We start from the raw sequence: 13,500 nt of genomic DNA on the forward strand, positions 1-13,500 counted from the left end.
CTGGGGATCAGAGCGTCATGTGTTCGAGCTGGCGCCCGTTGGTCTCGCGCACCAGGCGCCAGACAAAGAGGAACGAGAGCAGCGCGAAGCCTGCATAGATGCCGTAGGCAAGCTGCAGGCCCGCCTCCGCGAGGGTCGGGAAGGTCGTGCTGACCACGAAGTTCGCGATCCATTGGGCGGCGGCACCAAGTCCCAGGGCCAGTGCGCGGATGTTGTTGGGGAACATCTCCCCCAGCAGCACCCACACCACCGGTCCCCAGCTGGCGCCGAAGCCCACGACGAACAGGTTTGCTGCCACCAGCGCGATCATGCCCCAGGAACCCGGGAGGCTGAGCTCCCCGTTGACGGTGACAGCCTGGGCGAAGGCCACGGCCATGGTGCCCAGCGACAGGGTCATCATGGCCGAGCCGACCAGCAGCAACAGCTTGCGTCCCACCACATCCACCAGCGAGATCGCCACGATGGTTGCCACGATGTTGGTGACCGAGGTGATCACGGAGATCATGAACGAGTCGGATTCCTGGAACCCGACGGACCTCCACATCGTGGTCGAGTAGTAGAAGATCACGTTGATTCCCACGAGCTGCTGGAAGACCGAAAGCAGGATGCCGATCCAGACCAGTGTCTTGAACCCGAACTTGCCGCCAAACAGGTCCGCGAAGCGTTGGCGTCGTTCCACGTTCACGGTCGCCTTGATCTCGGCGATCTTGTTCTCCGTCGCCTCTCCGGCTTCCATGCCCACCACGTCGATGAGCACCTTTCGAGCGCCCTCGTCGTCGCCTTTTTCCACGAGGTAGCGCGGAGACTCGGGCAACCGCGAGGCAAGGATCCCGTAGACGAGGGCCGGCACCAGCAGGGTGAGGAACATCCAGCGCCAGGCCTCCAGGCCCAGCCACGCGCTCTGGGCGGCGCCCCCGGCCAGCCACGCGATCATGGCCGAGAGCAGAAACGCCAGGAAGATGCCGCTGACCAGCGAGAGCTGCTGCAGCGTGGCCAGTCGGCCACGCGCCTTCGAGGGTGCAATTTCGGCAATGTACGCCGGGGCGATCACCGAGGCAAAGCCCACGCCGATGCCGCCGACGAAGCGCCACCAGATCAAGTCCCACACGCCAAAGGCGAACCCGCAGCCCAGTGCGCTGATCGAAAGCAACGCACTGGCAACGAGCATCGTGCGGATCCGGCCAAAGCGTTGCGAGCAAACTCCTGCATACCAGGCACCCAGTGCCGCGCCCAGCAGGGCGCAGGACACGGTGAAGCCCAGCAGGCCGGAGCCGAGTCCGAACTGCTCGCGCACCGCATCAACGGTTCCGTTGATGATCGCGCTGTCGTAGCCAAAGAGGAAGCCACCCAAGGCGGCAACCGCGGCCATGGCGACGAGCCTGGTCGTGACTCGCCCGTCATTCCTGTTCGGAGTGATAACCCGCTTTGCCTCAGACATCGAGTCCGGCCTTCGCAGAGCGCCCGGTCTTGAAGTCACCCGGCAGGCCGTGCTTGACCTGTGGCAGCCCATGGCTTCGGTCCACGATGTAATCTCCCTTGATTAATTGGTAAGACTCAATTAGTAAAGGAGCCTAAAGATTGTGATGTCCAGCATAAGGCACTGCGGTAGGATTTGGAAAGACTGCCTAACCAAAGGATCGATTCCATGATCACAGCAGCCGCCTCCGGAACCTCCGCCAGGCCCCTGCCGCAGACGCTGGCAACCGCCACCGACCGACGCTTCCTGCAGCACCTGCTCGAGCATGGCCCCAGCTCACGCACTGCCATCGCCGCTTCCACCGGACTCTCGCGACCCACCGCCTCGGAGGCCGCCACGCGCTTGTCGGAGACCGGTCTACTGAGAACCATCGAGACTCCCCCGGCCAAGAAGCGAGGTCGGATACCGGAGATCTACGACCTGGATCCCGCCTACGGGCACACACTCTCGCTCACAGCGGCAGCAGGGCGGACCCGGGCTCAAACCCACGACCTTCGTGGCACATTGCTGCATGACGCCGCGCTGGACCTGCCCGCTTCCATGACCCGGGGCGAGCTGGAGAGGACCCTGCGCGACCTTGTCACCGCCGCGGTCGATGCCACCGGTTCCCCCTGCCTGGCGGCAACCGCGTCACAGGGCAACCCCGTGGACCCGGCCACCCAGCGTCCGGTGGTCCTGCCGGCTTCCGCATTCCCGGAAGGGCGCGTTGACGTGAGCGCGCTCCTTCGCGAGGTGTGCAGTGGACCGGTGCGCCTGGACAACGACGTCAACTGGGCAACCCTGGCCGAACAGCGCATAGGTGTCGCCCGCGGGATCGATGAGCTACTCCTGGTTTACCTGGGACCCGGCATCGGCGCCGGACTGGTCATGTCAGGAACCGTCCAGCGCGGCCGGCACGGCATGGTCGGCGAACTGAGTTACCTGCGCTCGGGCGGACGAACGCTGATCAGCCAGCTGCTGGAACACTCACGTGCGGCTCCCGGAAGCGACCGGCTCGACGTCCCCGCATGCTTGTCGCTTTTTGCAATTACCCCGGCCGCGGATAACGCCCGGCTTTTTGTCGAGGCCATTGCCCAGCAAATCGGCAACATTGCGGCCATCACCGATCCACAGGCACTGGTGCTTAGCGGCCCGATCGCCGAAGGCTCCACCTTCACACAAATGTTCGCCGAGGCCCTGCAGCCACTGCTGCTTGATGCAGACCTCGAGGTGTTGGCCAGCGCCCTGGGCGAGGATGCCCCCCTGATCGGGGCCAGCCTGGCCGCACGGGACATGGCCGAAGCCCAATTCTGGAGCAGCTACCGCTCCTGATACCCGAAACCCGTCCCACCGACTCCGCCGCCCGGCTCGCCAAGGACGTGGCGTAGGCTACACCCAGGGAAATTATCGGGGAGGGGCGTGTCCATGTACCAGATCGAGGAAGCGGATTCCTTTGCCGCCTGGCGGCGGTTGATCTCCTCGACCTTCGTGCCGCTCGAGGCGGAACAGGTACGCCCCGGCCCGTTCACCGGACGCATCGGCGGGCGCCAGTTACACGACGTCGGGATCATGCGCCTTGATGCCGACGCGCAGACGGTGTTTCGTTCGCCGGCCCTGATTTCCCGCGGCGGCATCGGCCACTACAAGTTGAGCCTGCAGCTCTCCGGCCACGGACTGCTGCTGCAGGACGGCCGGGAAGCGCTACTCTCCCCCGGGGATGTGGCCATTTATGACACCCAGCGCCCCTACACACTGAACTTCGATGACTCCTTTCAGACCCTGGTGCTCATGTTCCCGCAGCATCTGCTGGGGCTTGCCGCCGACGACGTCGCAGAACTCACCGCGGTTTCCATGGGCAAGGGCAACCGACTGGCCGAGGCAGTTGCCCCGTTCGTGGCGTCCATCGCCTCCCAGCTGCCGGAACTCAAGAGCCCCATCGGGCACCGGCTGGCGATGAATATCGTCGACTTGCTTTCCACGCTGTTGGCCGACGAGATCTATTCGCGCCCCGAGTCCAGCACCGACAACCATGCCAAGGTGCTGCGGCGCATCCAGCACCACATCGAGGCGAACCTGGCGGATCCGACGCTGGGGCCCGAGGCGATCGCCGCCGCCCACCACATTGCCACGCGCACGCTGCACAAGATCTTCTCCGCCTCCTCCCTGACGGTTGCCGGGTGGATCCGCGTGCGCAGGCTAGAGTCCTGCAGACGCGACCTGGCCGACCCGCTCTGCGCGCACGTTCCCATTGGCGAGATCGGCGCCCGCTGGGGGCTGGTCGATGCCGCGCACTTCAGCCGCATCTTCCGCGCCTCCTTCGGCCAATCCCCCAGCCAATACCGCTCCAACCCGGCGCCCGTGCGCTAGGGAACAAGAAGCGTACGGGCAAAGCCAAGCATGGGGCGTGTGTCGCGGGACACACTGGGTACAGAAGTGATTCCCGCGTACCTAGGAGTGCAACATGCCCACCGCCACCACAAGCTTTGCCACCGACACCGACCTGTTGGCCGCGATCCAGCCGTCCTCCGGCGGCCGGGACATCCACGACCCCGCCACCGGCGAGCTCGTGGGCAGGGCACCCGAGCACACTGTTGCCGACCTTGAACGTGCGGTTTCCGCCGCTCGCGCGGCGCAGCCGGCCTGGGCGGCACTGACCCACGCCGAACGCAGTGCCGCACTGAACAGCGCCGCCGATGCCGTTGAGGCCAACGCCGAGGCGCTGGCGGTGCTGCTCTCCCGCGAGCAGGGCAAGCCGCTGAACGGGCCCAACGCCCGCTTCGAGGTCGGCGCCTGTGCCGCCTGGCTGCGCGCCACCGCCGGGTTCGAGCTCGAGCCCGAGGTGCTGGTCGACGACGAGGGCGGCCGCGCGGAAATGCACTACCGCCCGCTGGGCGTGGTGGGCGCCATCGGGCCATGGAACTGGCCGATGATGATCAGCGTCTGGCAGCTGGCCCCGGCGCTGCGCATGGGCAACACCGTGGTGCTCAAGCCTTCCGAGTACACCCCGCTCTCGGTCCTGGCCCTGGCCGAGGTCATCAATGGGGTGCTCCCTGCCGACGTGCTCCACGTGGTTTCCGGCGGGCGCGAGGTAGGCGAGGCGCTCTCCGCGCACCGCGACGTCGACAAGCTCATGTTCACCGGCTCCACCGCCACCGGCAAGGCCATCATCCGCTCCTCCGCCGACACCGTGAAGCGCCTGACCATGGAACTGGGCGGAAACGACGCCGGCATCGTACTGCCCGACGCCGATCCAAAGGCGATCGCCGCGGACCTGTTCTGGGGCGCCTTCATCAACACCGGCCAGACCTGCGCCGCGCTCAAGCGCCTCTACGTGCACGAGGACATCTACGAAGAGGTCTGCACCGCGCTCACCGACGTCGCCGCCCAGATGCCCATGGGCGTGGGGTTGGACGAGGCCAATGTGCTGGGCCCGCTGCAGAACAAGGCCCAGTTCGACATCGTCGCGGACCTGGTCAAGGCCGCCACCGACTCCGGGGCCCGGGTGCTCGCCGGCGCCAACCCCGAAGCCGGCCAGCCGGGCTACTTCTATCCGACCACGCTGATCGCCGACATCGACAACGACAACCCGTTGGTCGCCGAGGAGCAGTTCGGCCCGGCGCTGCCGATCATCAAGTACTCGTCCGTCGACGAGGCCGTGGCGATGGCCAATGGGCTGGACGTGGGCCTGGGCGCCTCGGTCTGGTCTTCCGACAAGGAGGCTGCCCGCGAGGTTGCGGCCCGCATCCAGGCCGGCACGGTGTGGATCAACAAGCACGGTGCGGTGGACCCGCGGGTACCCTTCGGCGGGGCCAAGGCCTCCGGCTACGGCCTGGAATTCGGCGTCGCGGGCCTCAAGCACCTGGGCCAGCCACAGGTCATCAGCTACTAGGGGACGGAAGAGACCACCATGGAACTCGACTACATCATCGTCGGCGCCGGCTCGGCCGGCAACGTCATCGCCCGCCGGCTGCTCGATGCCGGCAAGCGCGTAGCCCTGCTCGAGGCCGGCGATTTCGACACCAACCCGAATATCGCCACGCTCAACACCCTGGGCCACCTGTGGCACAGCGAGCAGGACTGGGACTACTACACCACCGAGCAGAAAGGTGCCTCCAATCGGCGCCTGCACCTTCCGCGCGGCAAGGTCATGGGCGGGTCCCACGCCCTGAACGCCGCCATCTGGGTGCGCGGGGACAGGTGGGACTACGACACCTGGGAGAAGGAAGGCTGCGCCGGCTGGGGCTGGGACGACGTCCTTCCCGTCTACCAAGCCATCGAGAACTTTGACGGCGGCGCCTCGGAAACCCGCGGCGACTCCGGGCCGCTGGACGTCGTGGGGGACTTCGAGCGCAACCCGATCCAGGAAGACATGCTCGCGGGAGCCGTGGAAACGGGCATCCCGTTCAATGATGACTACAATTCCGGAGACGTCGAGGGCGTCTCGCGCATGCAGCTCACGGTGCGCGATGGAAAGCGGTTCAATACCTGGCACGCGTACCTCAAGCCCGTGGCGGAGAACCCGAACCTCACGCTGCTCACTGGTGCGCATGTGCGCCGGTTGGTCGTCGAGGACGGGCGCGTGGCGGGCCTGGAGTTCGACCACGAGGGCGAGCGCAAGTCCCTGCGCGCCACCGAGACCGTGCTGGCCGCAGGTGCGCTGAATTCCCCGGAGATCCTGCTGCGCTCGGGCATCGGCCCGGCCGACGAACTGCGCGCCCTCGGCATCGAACCGGTGCACGACCTCCCCGGGGTCGGCAAGAACCTGCAGGACCACCTGCTCTCCCCCGTCATCCTCACCACCGGGACCCGTCCGGTGCCCCAGGGGGCAGTTGCCCCGGCCGAGGTCCACTTCTTCGCCAAGAGCCGGCCCGACCTTCCCGTGGCGGACACCCAGCCGCTGTTCTTCTCCGTGCCGATGTACTCACAGGACTACGCCCCCGGGGAGATGACCGGACCGGAAAACGGCGTCTCCATGCTCGGTGGCCTGGTTCGCCCGCAAAGCCGCGGGGAACTCACGCTCTCCGGCCCCGGCGAGGACGACCCGCTCCTGATCGACCTCGGCGCCCTGCGCGAACAGGCGGATGTCGACGCGCTGGTGGCCTCGGTGCGCCAATGCCGGGAGATCGGGCGCAGCCAGGCGCTGGCAGGATGGGAACCGACGGAGATCCACCCGGGCCCGGGGATCAAGGACGAGGACCTGGAGCAGTATGTGCGCGACTCGGTGGTCACCTATCACCACCAGGTCGGCACCTGCAAGATGGGCGTGGACGAACTGGCCGTCGTGGACCCCGCATCGCTGAAGGTCCACGGCCTGGACGGTTTGCGCATTGCCGATGCCTCGATCATGCCGCTGGTGCCCACCGGCAATACCAATGCACCCTCGGTGATGATCGGCGAGCGAGCTGCGGCGATGCTCATCTCCGAGCGAGCCCCCTTGGCCCGGGAATCTGTCGCCGGCTAGCGGACCCTTGGAATCCTCGGCCCACCGCACCGTAGGGACTTTGCCTAGGTGAACGAGGGCCGACAGCTTCCAGCTTCCAGCTTCCAGCTTCCAGCTTCCAGCTTCCAGACGAATCGTCCCGGCACCCCGATACTGGGTGCCGGGACGATTCTTGCTTGCGTCAATGTCGAGTGGTTCGCCTGACCAACACCACAGTGAAGCGCCGCAGCCTTGGCTCAGTGCCCGGGATCCGGCTAGTCCCGGGGCGGGCCGGGATCCTGGACGGGCACCGAGCCGTCCTCGACCGGCTCGGATCCACCTTCCTTGGCTTCCTTGACCCGTGGATCCTTGGGCACCTCGCCGTGCGGCGGGCGGTCGTAAAACTTCTTGTAGCGCTCGTCCTCGTGATGGTTGTTGCCCATGGCCTGCCTCCCGCAAAAAGGGTGTGGATACCTCAACCGTGGCACTGCTTCCGGTTCTTGGCAACAGTCGTTGAGCGGCGGCCGAGGGCTCAGGCCGTCAGCTCCTCGCCGGCATCACTGATGACCTGTCCGAGACCTCCGCGGCGGAGGCTGGCGCGCTGGCGTTGGGCGCCGTTTCCGTCCCTGGCCAGTCGTTCCAGACCCGTCTGGACGAAATCGGTGTCGCCGTTCACGGCCAGGGCCTCGCCGATGAGCTGCAGCAACGCAACCAGTAGCTGCTTGGTGCTGATTGCCCGCCCGGTGACAGGATCCACCTGGTTCCCCGTTAAGCCGTGCTTGGCTGCTTGCCAGAAGGCGAGGTCCAGGACTTCGGACAACAGCGGTTCGGTCGCGGCCGGGGCACGCAGGCTGGTGTCTACCAGTGCGCGCACAATGAGCGCCAGCAACACCGAGTCCTCGGCGCGTAGCTGGGCGTCCGCGATCCTGACCTCGATGGTGGGATACCGGTTCGATAGGCGCGCTGCCCAGCCAATATGGCCCTGGTCCAATACGACGTCGGATGCCAGAAGCGTGTCCATCCGGGTCCGATATTCCCGTGCGTCGGCAAAATGCGGCTGGATGCCCTGTATCGACCACCGGCGGTAGTGGATGCTGCGCCATGAAGCGAACCCTGAATCCGCACCGCGCCAAAACGGGGAATTCGAACCAATCGCCAGCACCAGCGGCAACCAAGGCCGCAGGGCATTCAAGGCCACCACCCCGGCATCCGCGTCAGGTATCGAGACATGGACGTGAAGCCCTGAGACATACTGCTCCCCACTGATTCCGGGCAGAAACTCGTGCATTGCGCGGTAACGGTCATCGTAGGCGATAGCGGCGGCGCCGGCGCGAACCAACGGTGCCGCACCCAGACCCACGGGCAGTAGATTCAGGCCCTGAACGGTGCGAGCGAGTTCCTTGCGGTACTCGCGCAGCGACGCCAGCGCAGTGGTTCCGTCACTGCAGATCGGCGTGGCGGTCTCTACCTGGCAGGCCAAGAGTTCGGTCTGAGTGGAATTCCCCCCTGCCTTGATGCCCATGATGATGGCCGACGTGGCAGCATCCGGGTCGGCAGGCAAACCGGTTTCCGGGTGAAGCAGGAAGAACTCTTCCTCGATGCCGAAGGTGCTCATGGGGATCCTTCCGTTAGAGATGCTAAGACGAGGCAAGAATGCGTGGACAAGGGGATCGTCCGTGGCGACTTGGAATTTCACTCCATTCGCATCGGCAGGTGAATGCCAACATCTACCCTCCCGGGGAAGGGTGCCAACTCCCAACGTGGTCCCTGACGTCTTTCGACGTCAGGGACCACGAAGCAACGACTCGGAGCCGAAGCCCTACTCGCTGTTGTCGTTACTGGTCGCCGGGCCGCTCTTGATGGCCCCGCCCTCGTCCGTCCAGTCATGGCCCGTCTCGGTGGACAGCGCAGGATCCGATACGTGGTCCTCCCGCTTGGCCTGCTCTTTCTTCTCGGCAGCGTCCGTGGTGGATTCCTGGGATTCATTCATGGTGTTCTTCTCCTTTGTATTTTTGTGGGAAAAATTCAGGGGAGGATTGTCGTCCTCATTGGCGTTCTGCAACTGCGGCTCATCAAAACGAAGCAATTTATGGGTGCCATCGCAAAACGGCTTGATCTTCGACCCGCCGCACCGGCAAAGCGCCACGGTTCCGCGCCTCGGATCGACCGGCTGGTTGTCGCCGTCCACGATGTCGAAGCTGCCCCTGACGATCAGCGGACCACGGGGACAAACGGTGATGCTGGCGGGCCCGGAGTTGCTCATGCTGCAGCCCGGAGTTCGGCGCGCAACGAGCTGCGGTCGGATTGCCAGGCGTTCATCTGCCATTGGCCGGCCAGCGTGTCGAGCAGGATGACAGTCGCAGCACCGAAGAACACGTCGTTCAACAATCGGGGGTCTGCCTCAATGAGTCCGCCGGCAAGGTCCCGTCCGGCAATCTGTTCATGAACGGCGTCGGCCTCCACGTGTTCATCGAAATAGTCAGTGACCGGCGAGCTAAATCCGAGTCGTCGGAATCCCCGGGCATACTTCGCATTCGGTATGGATGAGGTCATCTCGTAGATCGCCAAGTGGCCGCAGGCAGCGCCCCGGTGCCTGCGGTGCAGGCCGAAGAGTGAAATGACATTCACTGAAGCCAGGGTGATGGCAGGGATGGCATCGATGTAGCTCCCGAAGTCGTTCTCGAGCCCCAGCCCCTGCATGGTCCGGGCAAATAGTTCGGCGTGCGTTTGGCCGGGAACCCCACCGCCGTATTCGTCGGCTTGGATCTCCACCAGCGCCGATTTGGCACGGCCGGTGAGTCGCGGAATCGCCCAGGTGTGGGGATCGGCTTCCTTCAACTGGTAAATGGACTTGTGGACCAGGAATTCACGGGCCTGTTCCAGGGTCGCATTGCGCGCAACAAAGGAGGATACCGATGGCCCGGTCGCTGCTTTGGTCATGTCGAAGAGTGCCTCGGCCACTGATTGCGCGGTCGGGGCCGGTTGCGGAAGTTCTCCTATGGTGTCGTTCAAGCGGTTCTCGAACCGCTCCTCGAGCCGTTTGCGCAGGGCCAACAGCGGCGGATGCCATTCCCAGCCATCGTCGATGGAGTCGAAGCCCGAGTAGTGGAGTTCATAGAGGACAAACAAGGTGAGCTGCAGATCCTCGTTGAAGAGGATATCTGTATCGACGCGGAAGGCTTCTGCTGCCGTTTCCCCGAGTTGGTCCAGGTCATCTGGCATGTCATTGCGCACCAGAGCCGCGACAAGTGCGGAACTGAGCGGCCCACGTCCAGTAGGGAGGTCTCGCATGATGCTCCGTTCGTGAAGGGGAACCCCGGGGGCGGCTCCAAGAACACCCATGTGTCGTCATGGAGCTTCCTGGAATCCGAAATTGATCTTGGAATTACCGTAAGTTGCCTTCACTGGAACGACAAGAATTTTGACACCCGCCTCAGCTGATAGCGGACAATCAGGTTTGGTGCCGGACGGAAATCAAGAGGGCGGCCATCCGTTCCGCCGGATCACCAAGGAACACCCGCCCGCCTCGCCGAGCATTCGCAGAACGCCCTTGAAGCGTTCTTCCACTGCACCGTGCGACGGTCAGACACTTGCCATTCACACCGTGGCGAGGGCTCTCGCAGTGAGTCGGCGATCACGCGAACCGAGTGATACCTCCTGTCCGCTAACCCTCGGGAACCTGCTGCTGAGGACACTGGCTGGTGATGATCCGCTTGATGCCGGCATGTTCGGCCTTGGTCATCCACAGTCCATGCTTGGTCTTGACCGCGGTCTGGCGTGCCACGTAGGAGCAGCGGAACGACTTGTTCGATGGCAGCCAACTGGAAGCATCGGCATCGCCCTTGGAAGCATTCGATGGACCGTCCACGGCCAGGAGGTTCAGCGGATCGTTGGCAAATTTAACTCGCTGTTCCTCGGTCATCTTTTGCGCACCCTTTTGCCAGGCGTCGGACAGCGCGACGACGTGGTCGATCTGGACCTTGGTGCTGGTCCCTTGGCCGCGCACAAAATCGATGCGTTTTCCGGTGAACGGATCGGAGAGCACTCCGCTGGTGACGACGCATCCGTTGGTTCCGGGCTTCGCCGCGACGCCGGTCAGGTCCCGACGCAGCATGTCGTTGCGGGCATCGCAGCCGTTTCGGTCCGGGTCCTTCCAGCCGCTGCCGAAGAGGCTACGTTCGTAGCCCGTCTTCGGAGCCCTGCCCTTGATGGGGATGCCGGCAAGCTGATGCAGCGTTGTGCCTGCCTTGGCCTTCGAGGCGTTTTCCGTGATCGAGGGCGCGGAAGCTGCCTTCGATCTGGCTGCCGCAGAATTCGACGGTACGGTCGGAGCGGGCGTTGCCGCCACCTCGGGTTCGGGCACGTGTTCGGAAACTGTTGGCGCTGGCGCCGGTGCCTCCGACCAAATCACCAGGGGTTCATCGACAGGAGCTTCCGACCAGATGACGGGAGCGGCAACGGCCGACGCGTCGGAACCAGCGCAGGATGTCAGGACCAGTCCGAGAACAAGCACCATGGCAGAAAGCGGCCCTGCAGTGCCTAGGCTCTTTCCGGGATTGGTTCTCTTCCGCGCCCGAACTCCACCCGAGCCCGCACGATCGCCGTCACTCACAGGCGACACCGTCGCCGTCCCTATCAAGTTTTCTGCTGTAGCCGGGATCGCCCTTGTAGATCGGGTCTGCTCCGGCGTTTCTTACCGCTGTGCAGTTCTTGTAATAGGTGTTGGCGGTGACCTTTGGCGCCTTGGGCTTGGCAGACTCTTTCTTCTCGCGAGCCTTTTCTGCGGCAAGGGCGGATTTCGCTTCTTGTTCACGGACCTTGGCCGCTTGCGCATCCGCTGCCTTCGGGGTGGCTTTTGCCTTGGCCGTTGCCTCCGCCTTCGCCGCCGCTGCCTTCTTCTTGGCGTCGGCTGCTGCCTTCTCAGCGGCTGCCGCTTTCTTCTTCTTGGCGTCGGCCGCTGCCTTCGCTGTGGCTGCAGCGGCTTCGTTCGCTTTCTTCTTCGCTTCGGCAACCTTCTGGGCCTCGGCTTCGCGGGCCGATGCCAGATCGGCCTCGGCCCGATCGTGGGCATCCTGGTCGACCCAGACCAGCGCACCCGTTGAATCCGCGTCGCAGTAGTTGTTCGCGGCGCCCTGGGTCATGACCTGATAATCGAATTCGCAGGACTGGCCGACGTGGCTCGCGAGATCAGTCGGAAGGGTCTCGGCCACCGCGGCTTCCTCGAGCAGCGTATCCCCGTTTCCGGGGTCGGCCGTGGCCATCGAGCAACCGACCAGCGTCAGGGCAAGCACGACACCGGCGATGCTCTTTCCAACGATGCCCCTCGACATTCGTTTGCCGTTGCCGTCCCCGGCATCACGAGCCGCGACCCCACTCGACTGCCCGTCCAAACCCATGACGCGCCGCCGCATGCAAAAGAAACCCTTGTCCGTGCCCATAATTCCCCAAGTCTTCAAATATTTCGATCAACGGATCAAACCATAGCCAAAACCGCGACGACTAGACATTTCTTACTTAGTTGCATGGCAACGGCGAACATGAAAACTCGGGATGACAGCGAAGTATGCGCACATGCGGAAATCGAATGTGACCCCTTAAGTCGAGTCGTCCGGCAAGCAACGCATTCCTTGTCGGATCCTACTGGGGGGGTGGGGTCCCCCGGGAAGTCAGGCGGCCGACCCCACCCCGGCCCAGCGCAGCACCCGCAGCGCGCGCAGGGTGTTCCAGCGGCTCGGCTCACCCTCCGCTGCATCGACGTCCAGATAGGTCTCCCCGGGCCAGGTAACCCCGGAAGACCAGCGGCCGTCCCCGCGGCGTTTGTCGATCAGCGCCTCAACCGCCGGGTCCAACCGCGGATCAAACGAGCTTCGCGCCGCACGGAAGTAGTCCAAGGAACGCAGCACGTCGTAAAACCAATACGGCGGGAAGGAGAAGTTCAGGTAGCGGCCTTCGGCCACTTCCCCGGTGCTCAGCCGCTTGAACCCCGAGCGCTTCAGCAGGTATTCCTCGCCGCGGGACCGGGCGTCGGCGAGCGCCGCCGGTGCCTCCCCCACGGCGCGCTCGAGTTCGAGCAGTCCCTCGAGTACTCCGAGGGTGGTGTCGAAGGACGAGGCCTTGGATGAATCGGGGGCCTCGCAGTTCCAGCCGCCGTCGGGCAGTTGTTCGGTGAGCAGCCGCGAGATGATCCGCTCGCTGCCCTCGCCGAGCTGTCCGAAGTAGGCACCTTGGGAAAGGACACCGCCATTGATGCAGGGTTCGACCTCTCCATGGAAGTAGGGCAGGTTCTCCCAGTACTTCCAGGTCACCGAATCGCGCACCCTGCCCACCGCCGCGCGCACGGGCGGATCCTTCGGGTCGGCACCGAGCCGGCGCAGCAGCGCCAGCGACCAGAACACGGACTTCCGGCTCTGGTCCTCGCCGCATTCGTCGTTATTCCAGTATCCGCGGGCATCCTGCAGCGCCAGCAGCTGGGCCCCGAAACCCTCAACGGTTACACGGGATCGTTCCTTGGCCACCTCGGTTTCGGGGGCGTCGAGCAGATCGCGCAGCACCTGCCAGCGGAGCGAGGGGTCGGAGTCGAGCAACCAAGCCACAGTGTCCATCCCCCCATTGTTGCCCTCCGCGG

General features: G+C 64.7%; 12 protein-coding genes. 4 read left to right on the top strand and 8 right to left on the bottom strand.

The window, feature by feature from the left end:
* Positions 1 to 7: 7 nt before the first annotated feature.
* Positions 8 to 1,438, bottom strand: coding sequence for a sugar porter family MFS transporter (locus OIU93_RS08190; RefSeq protein ID WP_264269599.1), 1,431 nt, complete (start codon positions 1,436 to 1,438; stop codon positions 8 to 10).
* 207 nt (positions 1,439 to 1,645) lie between these two features.
* On the opposite strand from OIU93_RS08190, the gene OIU93_RS08195 reads away from it, so the two are divergent.
* The 4 genes from OIU93_RS08195 (at position 1,646) to OIU93_RS08210 (ending at position 6,917) form a co-directional block, all read left to right on the top strand.
* Positions 1,646 to 2,788, top strand: coding sequence for an ROK family transcriptional regulator (locus OIU93_RS08195; RefSeq protein WP_264269600.1), 1,143 nt, complete (start codon positions 1,646 to 1,648; stop codon positions 2,786 to 2,788).
* A gap of 93 nt (positions 2,789 to 2,881) precedes the next feature.
* Positions 2,882 to 3,823 carry a helix-turn-helix domain-containing protein gene (locus OIU93_RS08200; protein ID WP_264269649.1) on the top strand — a complete coding sequence of 314 codons (942 nt, stop codon included), beginning with the start codon at positions 2,882 to 2,884 and terminating at the stop codon, positions 3,821 to 3,823.
* A gap of 94 nt (positions 3,824 to 3,917) precedes the next feature.
* Complete coding sequence (locus OIU93_RS08205) at positions 3,918 to 5,345, top strand: aldehyde dehydrogenase family protein (protein ID WP_264269601.1); 1,428 nt, start codon at positions 3,918 to 3,920, stop codon at positions 5,343 to 5,345.
* Positions 5,346 to 5,363: 18 nt separating this feature from the next.
* Positions 5,364 to 6,917: a GMC family oxidoreductase gene (locus OIU93_RS08210; RefSeq protein ID WP_264269602.1), complete on the top strand. Its 1,554-nt coding sequence runs from the start codon at positions 5,364 to 5,366 to the stop codon at positions 6,915 to 6,917.
* Positions 6,918 to 7,150: 233 nt separating this feature from the next.
* Here OIU93_RS08210 and OIU93_RS08215 read toward each other — a convergent pair whose 3' ends face one another.
* The 7 genes from OIU93_RS08215 to OIU93_RS08245 all read right to left on the bottom strand — a co-directional run bounded on the left by OIU93_RS08215 (position 7,151) and on the right by OIU93_RS08245 (position 13,477).
* Complete coding sequence (locus tag OIU93_RS08215; RefSeq protein ID WP_264269603.1) at positions 7,151 to 7,318, bottom strand: hypothetical protein; 168 nt, start codon at positions 7,316 to 7,318, stop codon at positions 7,151 to 7,153.
* 89 nt (positions 7,319 to 7,407) lie between these two features.
* The gene (locus OIU93_RS08220) at positions 7,408 to 8,490 is read right to left on the bottom strand and encodes a glutamate--cysteine ligase (protein WP_264269604.1); all 1,083 of its coding nucleotides are present in this window, start codon (positions 8,488 to 8,490) and stop codon (positions 7,408 to 7,410) included.
* A gap of 204 nt (positions 8,491 to 8,694) precedes the next feature.
* A complete protein-coding gene (locus tag OIU93_RS08225) occupies positions 8,695 to 9,138 on the bottom strand; it encodes a CDGSH iron-sulfur domain-containing protein (protein ID WP_264269605.1) in 444 nt (147 codons plus the stop codon).
* A complete protein-coding gene (locus OIU93_RS08230; protein ID WP_264269606.1) occupies positions 9,135 to 10,166 on the bottom strand; it encodes an iron-containing redox enzyme family protein in 1,032 nt (343 codons plus the stop codon). The genes OIU93_RS08225 and OIU93_RS08230 overlap by 4 nt, the downstream gene beginning before the upstream one ends.
* Before the next feature lie 373 nt (positions 10,167 to 10,539).
* Positions 10,540 to 11,391, bottom strand: a complete 852-nt coding sequence (locus tag OIU93_RS08235) for an HNH endonuclease family protein (protein WP_264269607.1) — start codon at positions 11,389 to 11,391, stop codon at positions 10,540 to 10,542.
* 88 nt (positions 11,392 to 11,479) lie between these two features.
* A complete protein-coding gene (locus OIU93_RS08240) occupies positions 11,480 to 12,205 on the bottom strand; it encodes an excalibur calcium-binding domain-containing protein (RefSeq protein WP_264269608.1) in 726 nt (241 codons plus the stop codon).
* 336 nt (positions 12,206 to 12,541) lie between these two features.
* Positions 12,542 to 13,477, bottom strand: a complete 936-nt coding sequence (locus OIU93_RS08245; protein WP_264269609.1) for a hypothetical protein — start codon at positions 13,475 to 13,477, stop codon at positions 12,542 to 12,544.
* Between the last annotated feature and the right edge of the window lie 23 nt (positions 13,478 to 13,500).

Source organism: Paeniglutamicibacter sp. ZC-3 (genome assembly GCF_025847175.2).
Lineage (GTDB): Bacteria > Actinomycetota > Actinomycetes > Actinomycetales > Micrococcaceae > Paeniglutamicibacter > Paeniglutamicibacter sulfureus.

What these genes read in the sequence shown, in the direction of transcription:
- OIU93_RS08190 (WP_264269599.1), bottom strand. Translation starts at nt 1,438, where the DNA reads ATGTCTGAGGCAAAGCGGGTTATCACTCCGAACAGGAATGACGGGCGA.
- OIU93_RS08195 (WP_264269600.1), top strand. Translation starts at nt 1,646, where the DNA reads ATGATCACAGCAGCCGCCTCCGGAACCTCCGCCAGGCCCCTGCCGCAG.
- OIU93_RS08200 (WP_264269649.1), top strand. Translation starts at nt 2,882, where the DNA reads ATGTACCAGATCGAGGAAGCGGATTCCTTTGCCGCCTGGCGGCGGTTG.
- OIU93_RS08205 (WP_264269601.1), top strand. Translation starts at nt 3,918, where the DNA reads ATGCCCACCGCCACCACAAGCTTTGCCACCGACACCGACCTGTTGGCC.
- OIU93_RS08210 (WP_264269602.1), top strand. Translation starts at nt 5,364, where the DNA reads ATGGAACTCGACTACATCATCGTCGGCGCCGGCTCGGCCGGCAACGTC.
- OIU93_RS08215 (WP_264269603.1), bottom strand. Translation starts at nt 7,318, where the DNA reads ATGGGCAACAACCATCACGAGGACGAGCGCTACAAGAAGTTTTACGAC.
- OIU93_RS08220 (WP_264269604.1), bottom strand. Translation starts at nt 8,490, where the DNA reads ATGAGCACCTTCGGCATCGAGGAAGAGTTCTTCCTGCTTCACCCGGAA.
- OIU93_RS08225 (WP_264269605.1), bottom strand. Translation starts at nt 9,138, where the DNA reads ATGAGCAACTCCGGGCCCGCCAGCATCACCGTTTGTCCCCGTGGTCCG.
- OIU93_RS08230 (WP_264269606.1), bottom strand. Translation starts at nt 10,166, where the DNA reads ATGCGAGACCTCCCTACTGGACGTGGGCCGCTCAGTTCCGCACTTGTC.
- OIU93_RS08235 (WP_264269607.1), bottom strand. Translation starts at nt 11,391, where the DNA reads ATGGTGCTTGTTCTCGGACTGGTCCTGACATCCTGCGCTGGTTCCGAC.
- OIU93_RS08240 (WP_264269608.1), bottom strand. Translation starts at nt 12,205, where the DNA reads ATGTCGAGGGGCATCGTTGGAAAGAGCATCGCCGGTGTCGTGCTTGCC.
- OIU93_RS08245 (WP_264269609.1), bottom strand. Translation starts at nt 13,477, where the DNA reads ATGGACACTGTGGCTTGGTTGCTCGACTCCGACCCCTCGCTCCGCTGG.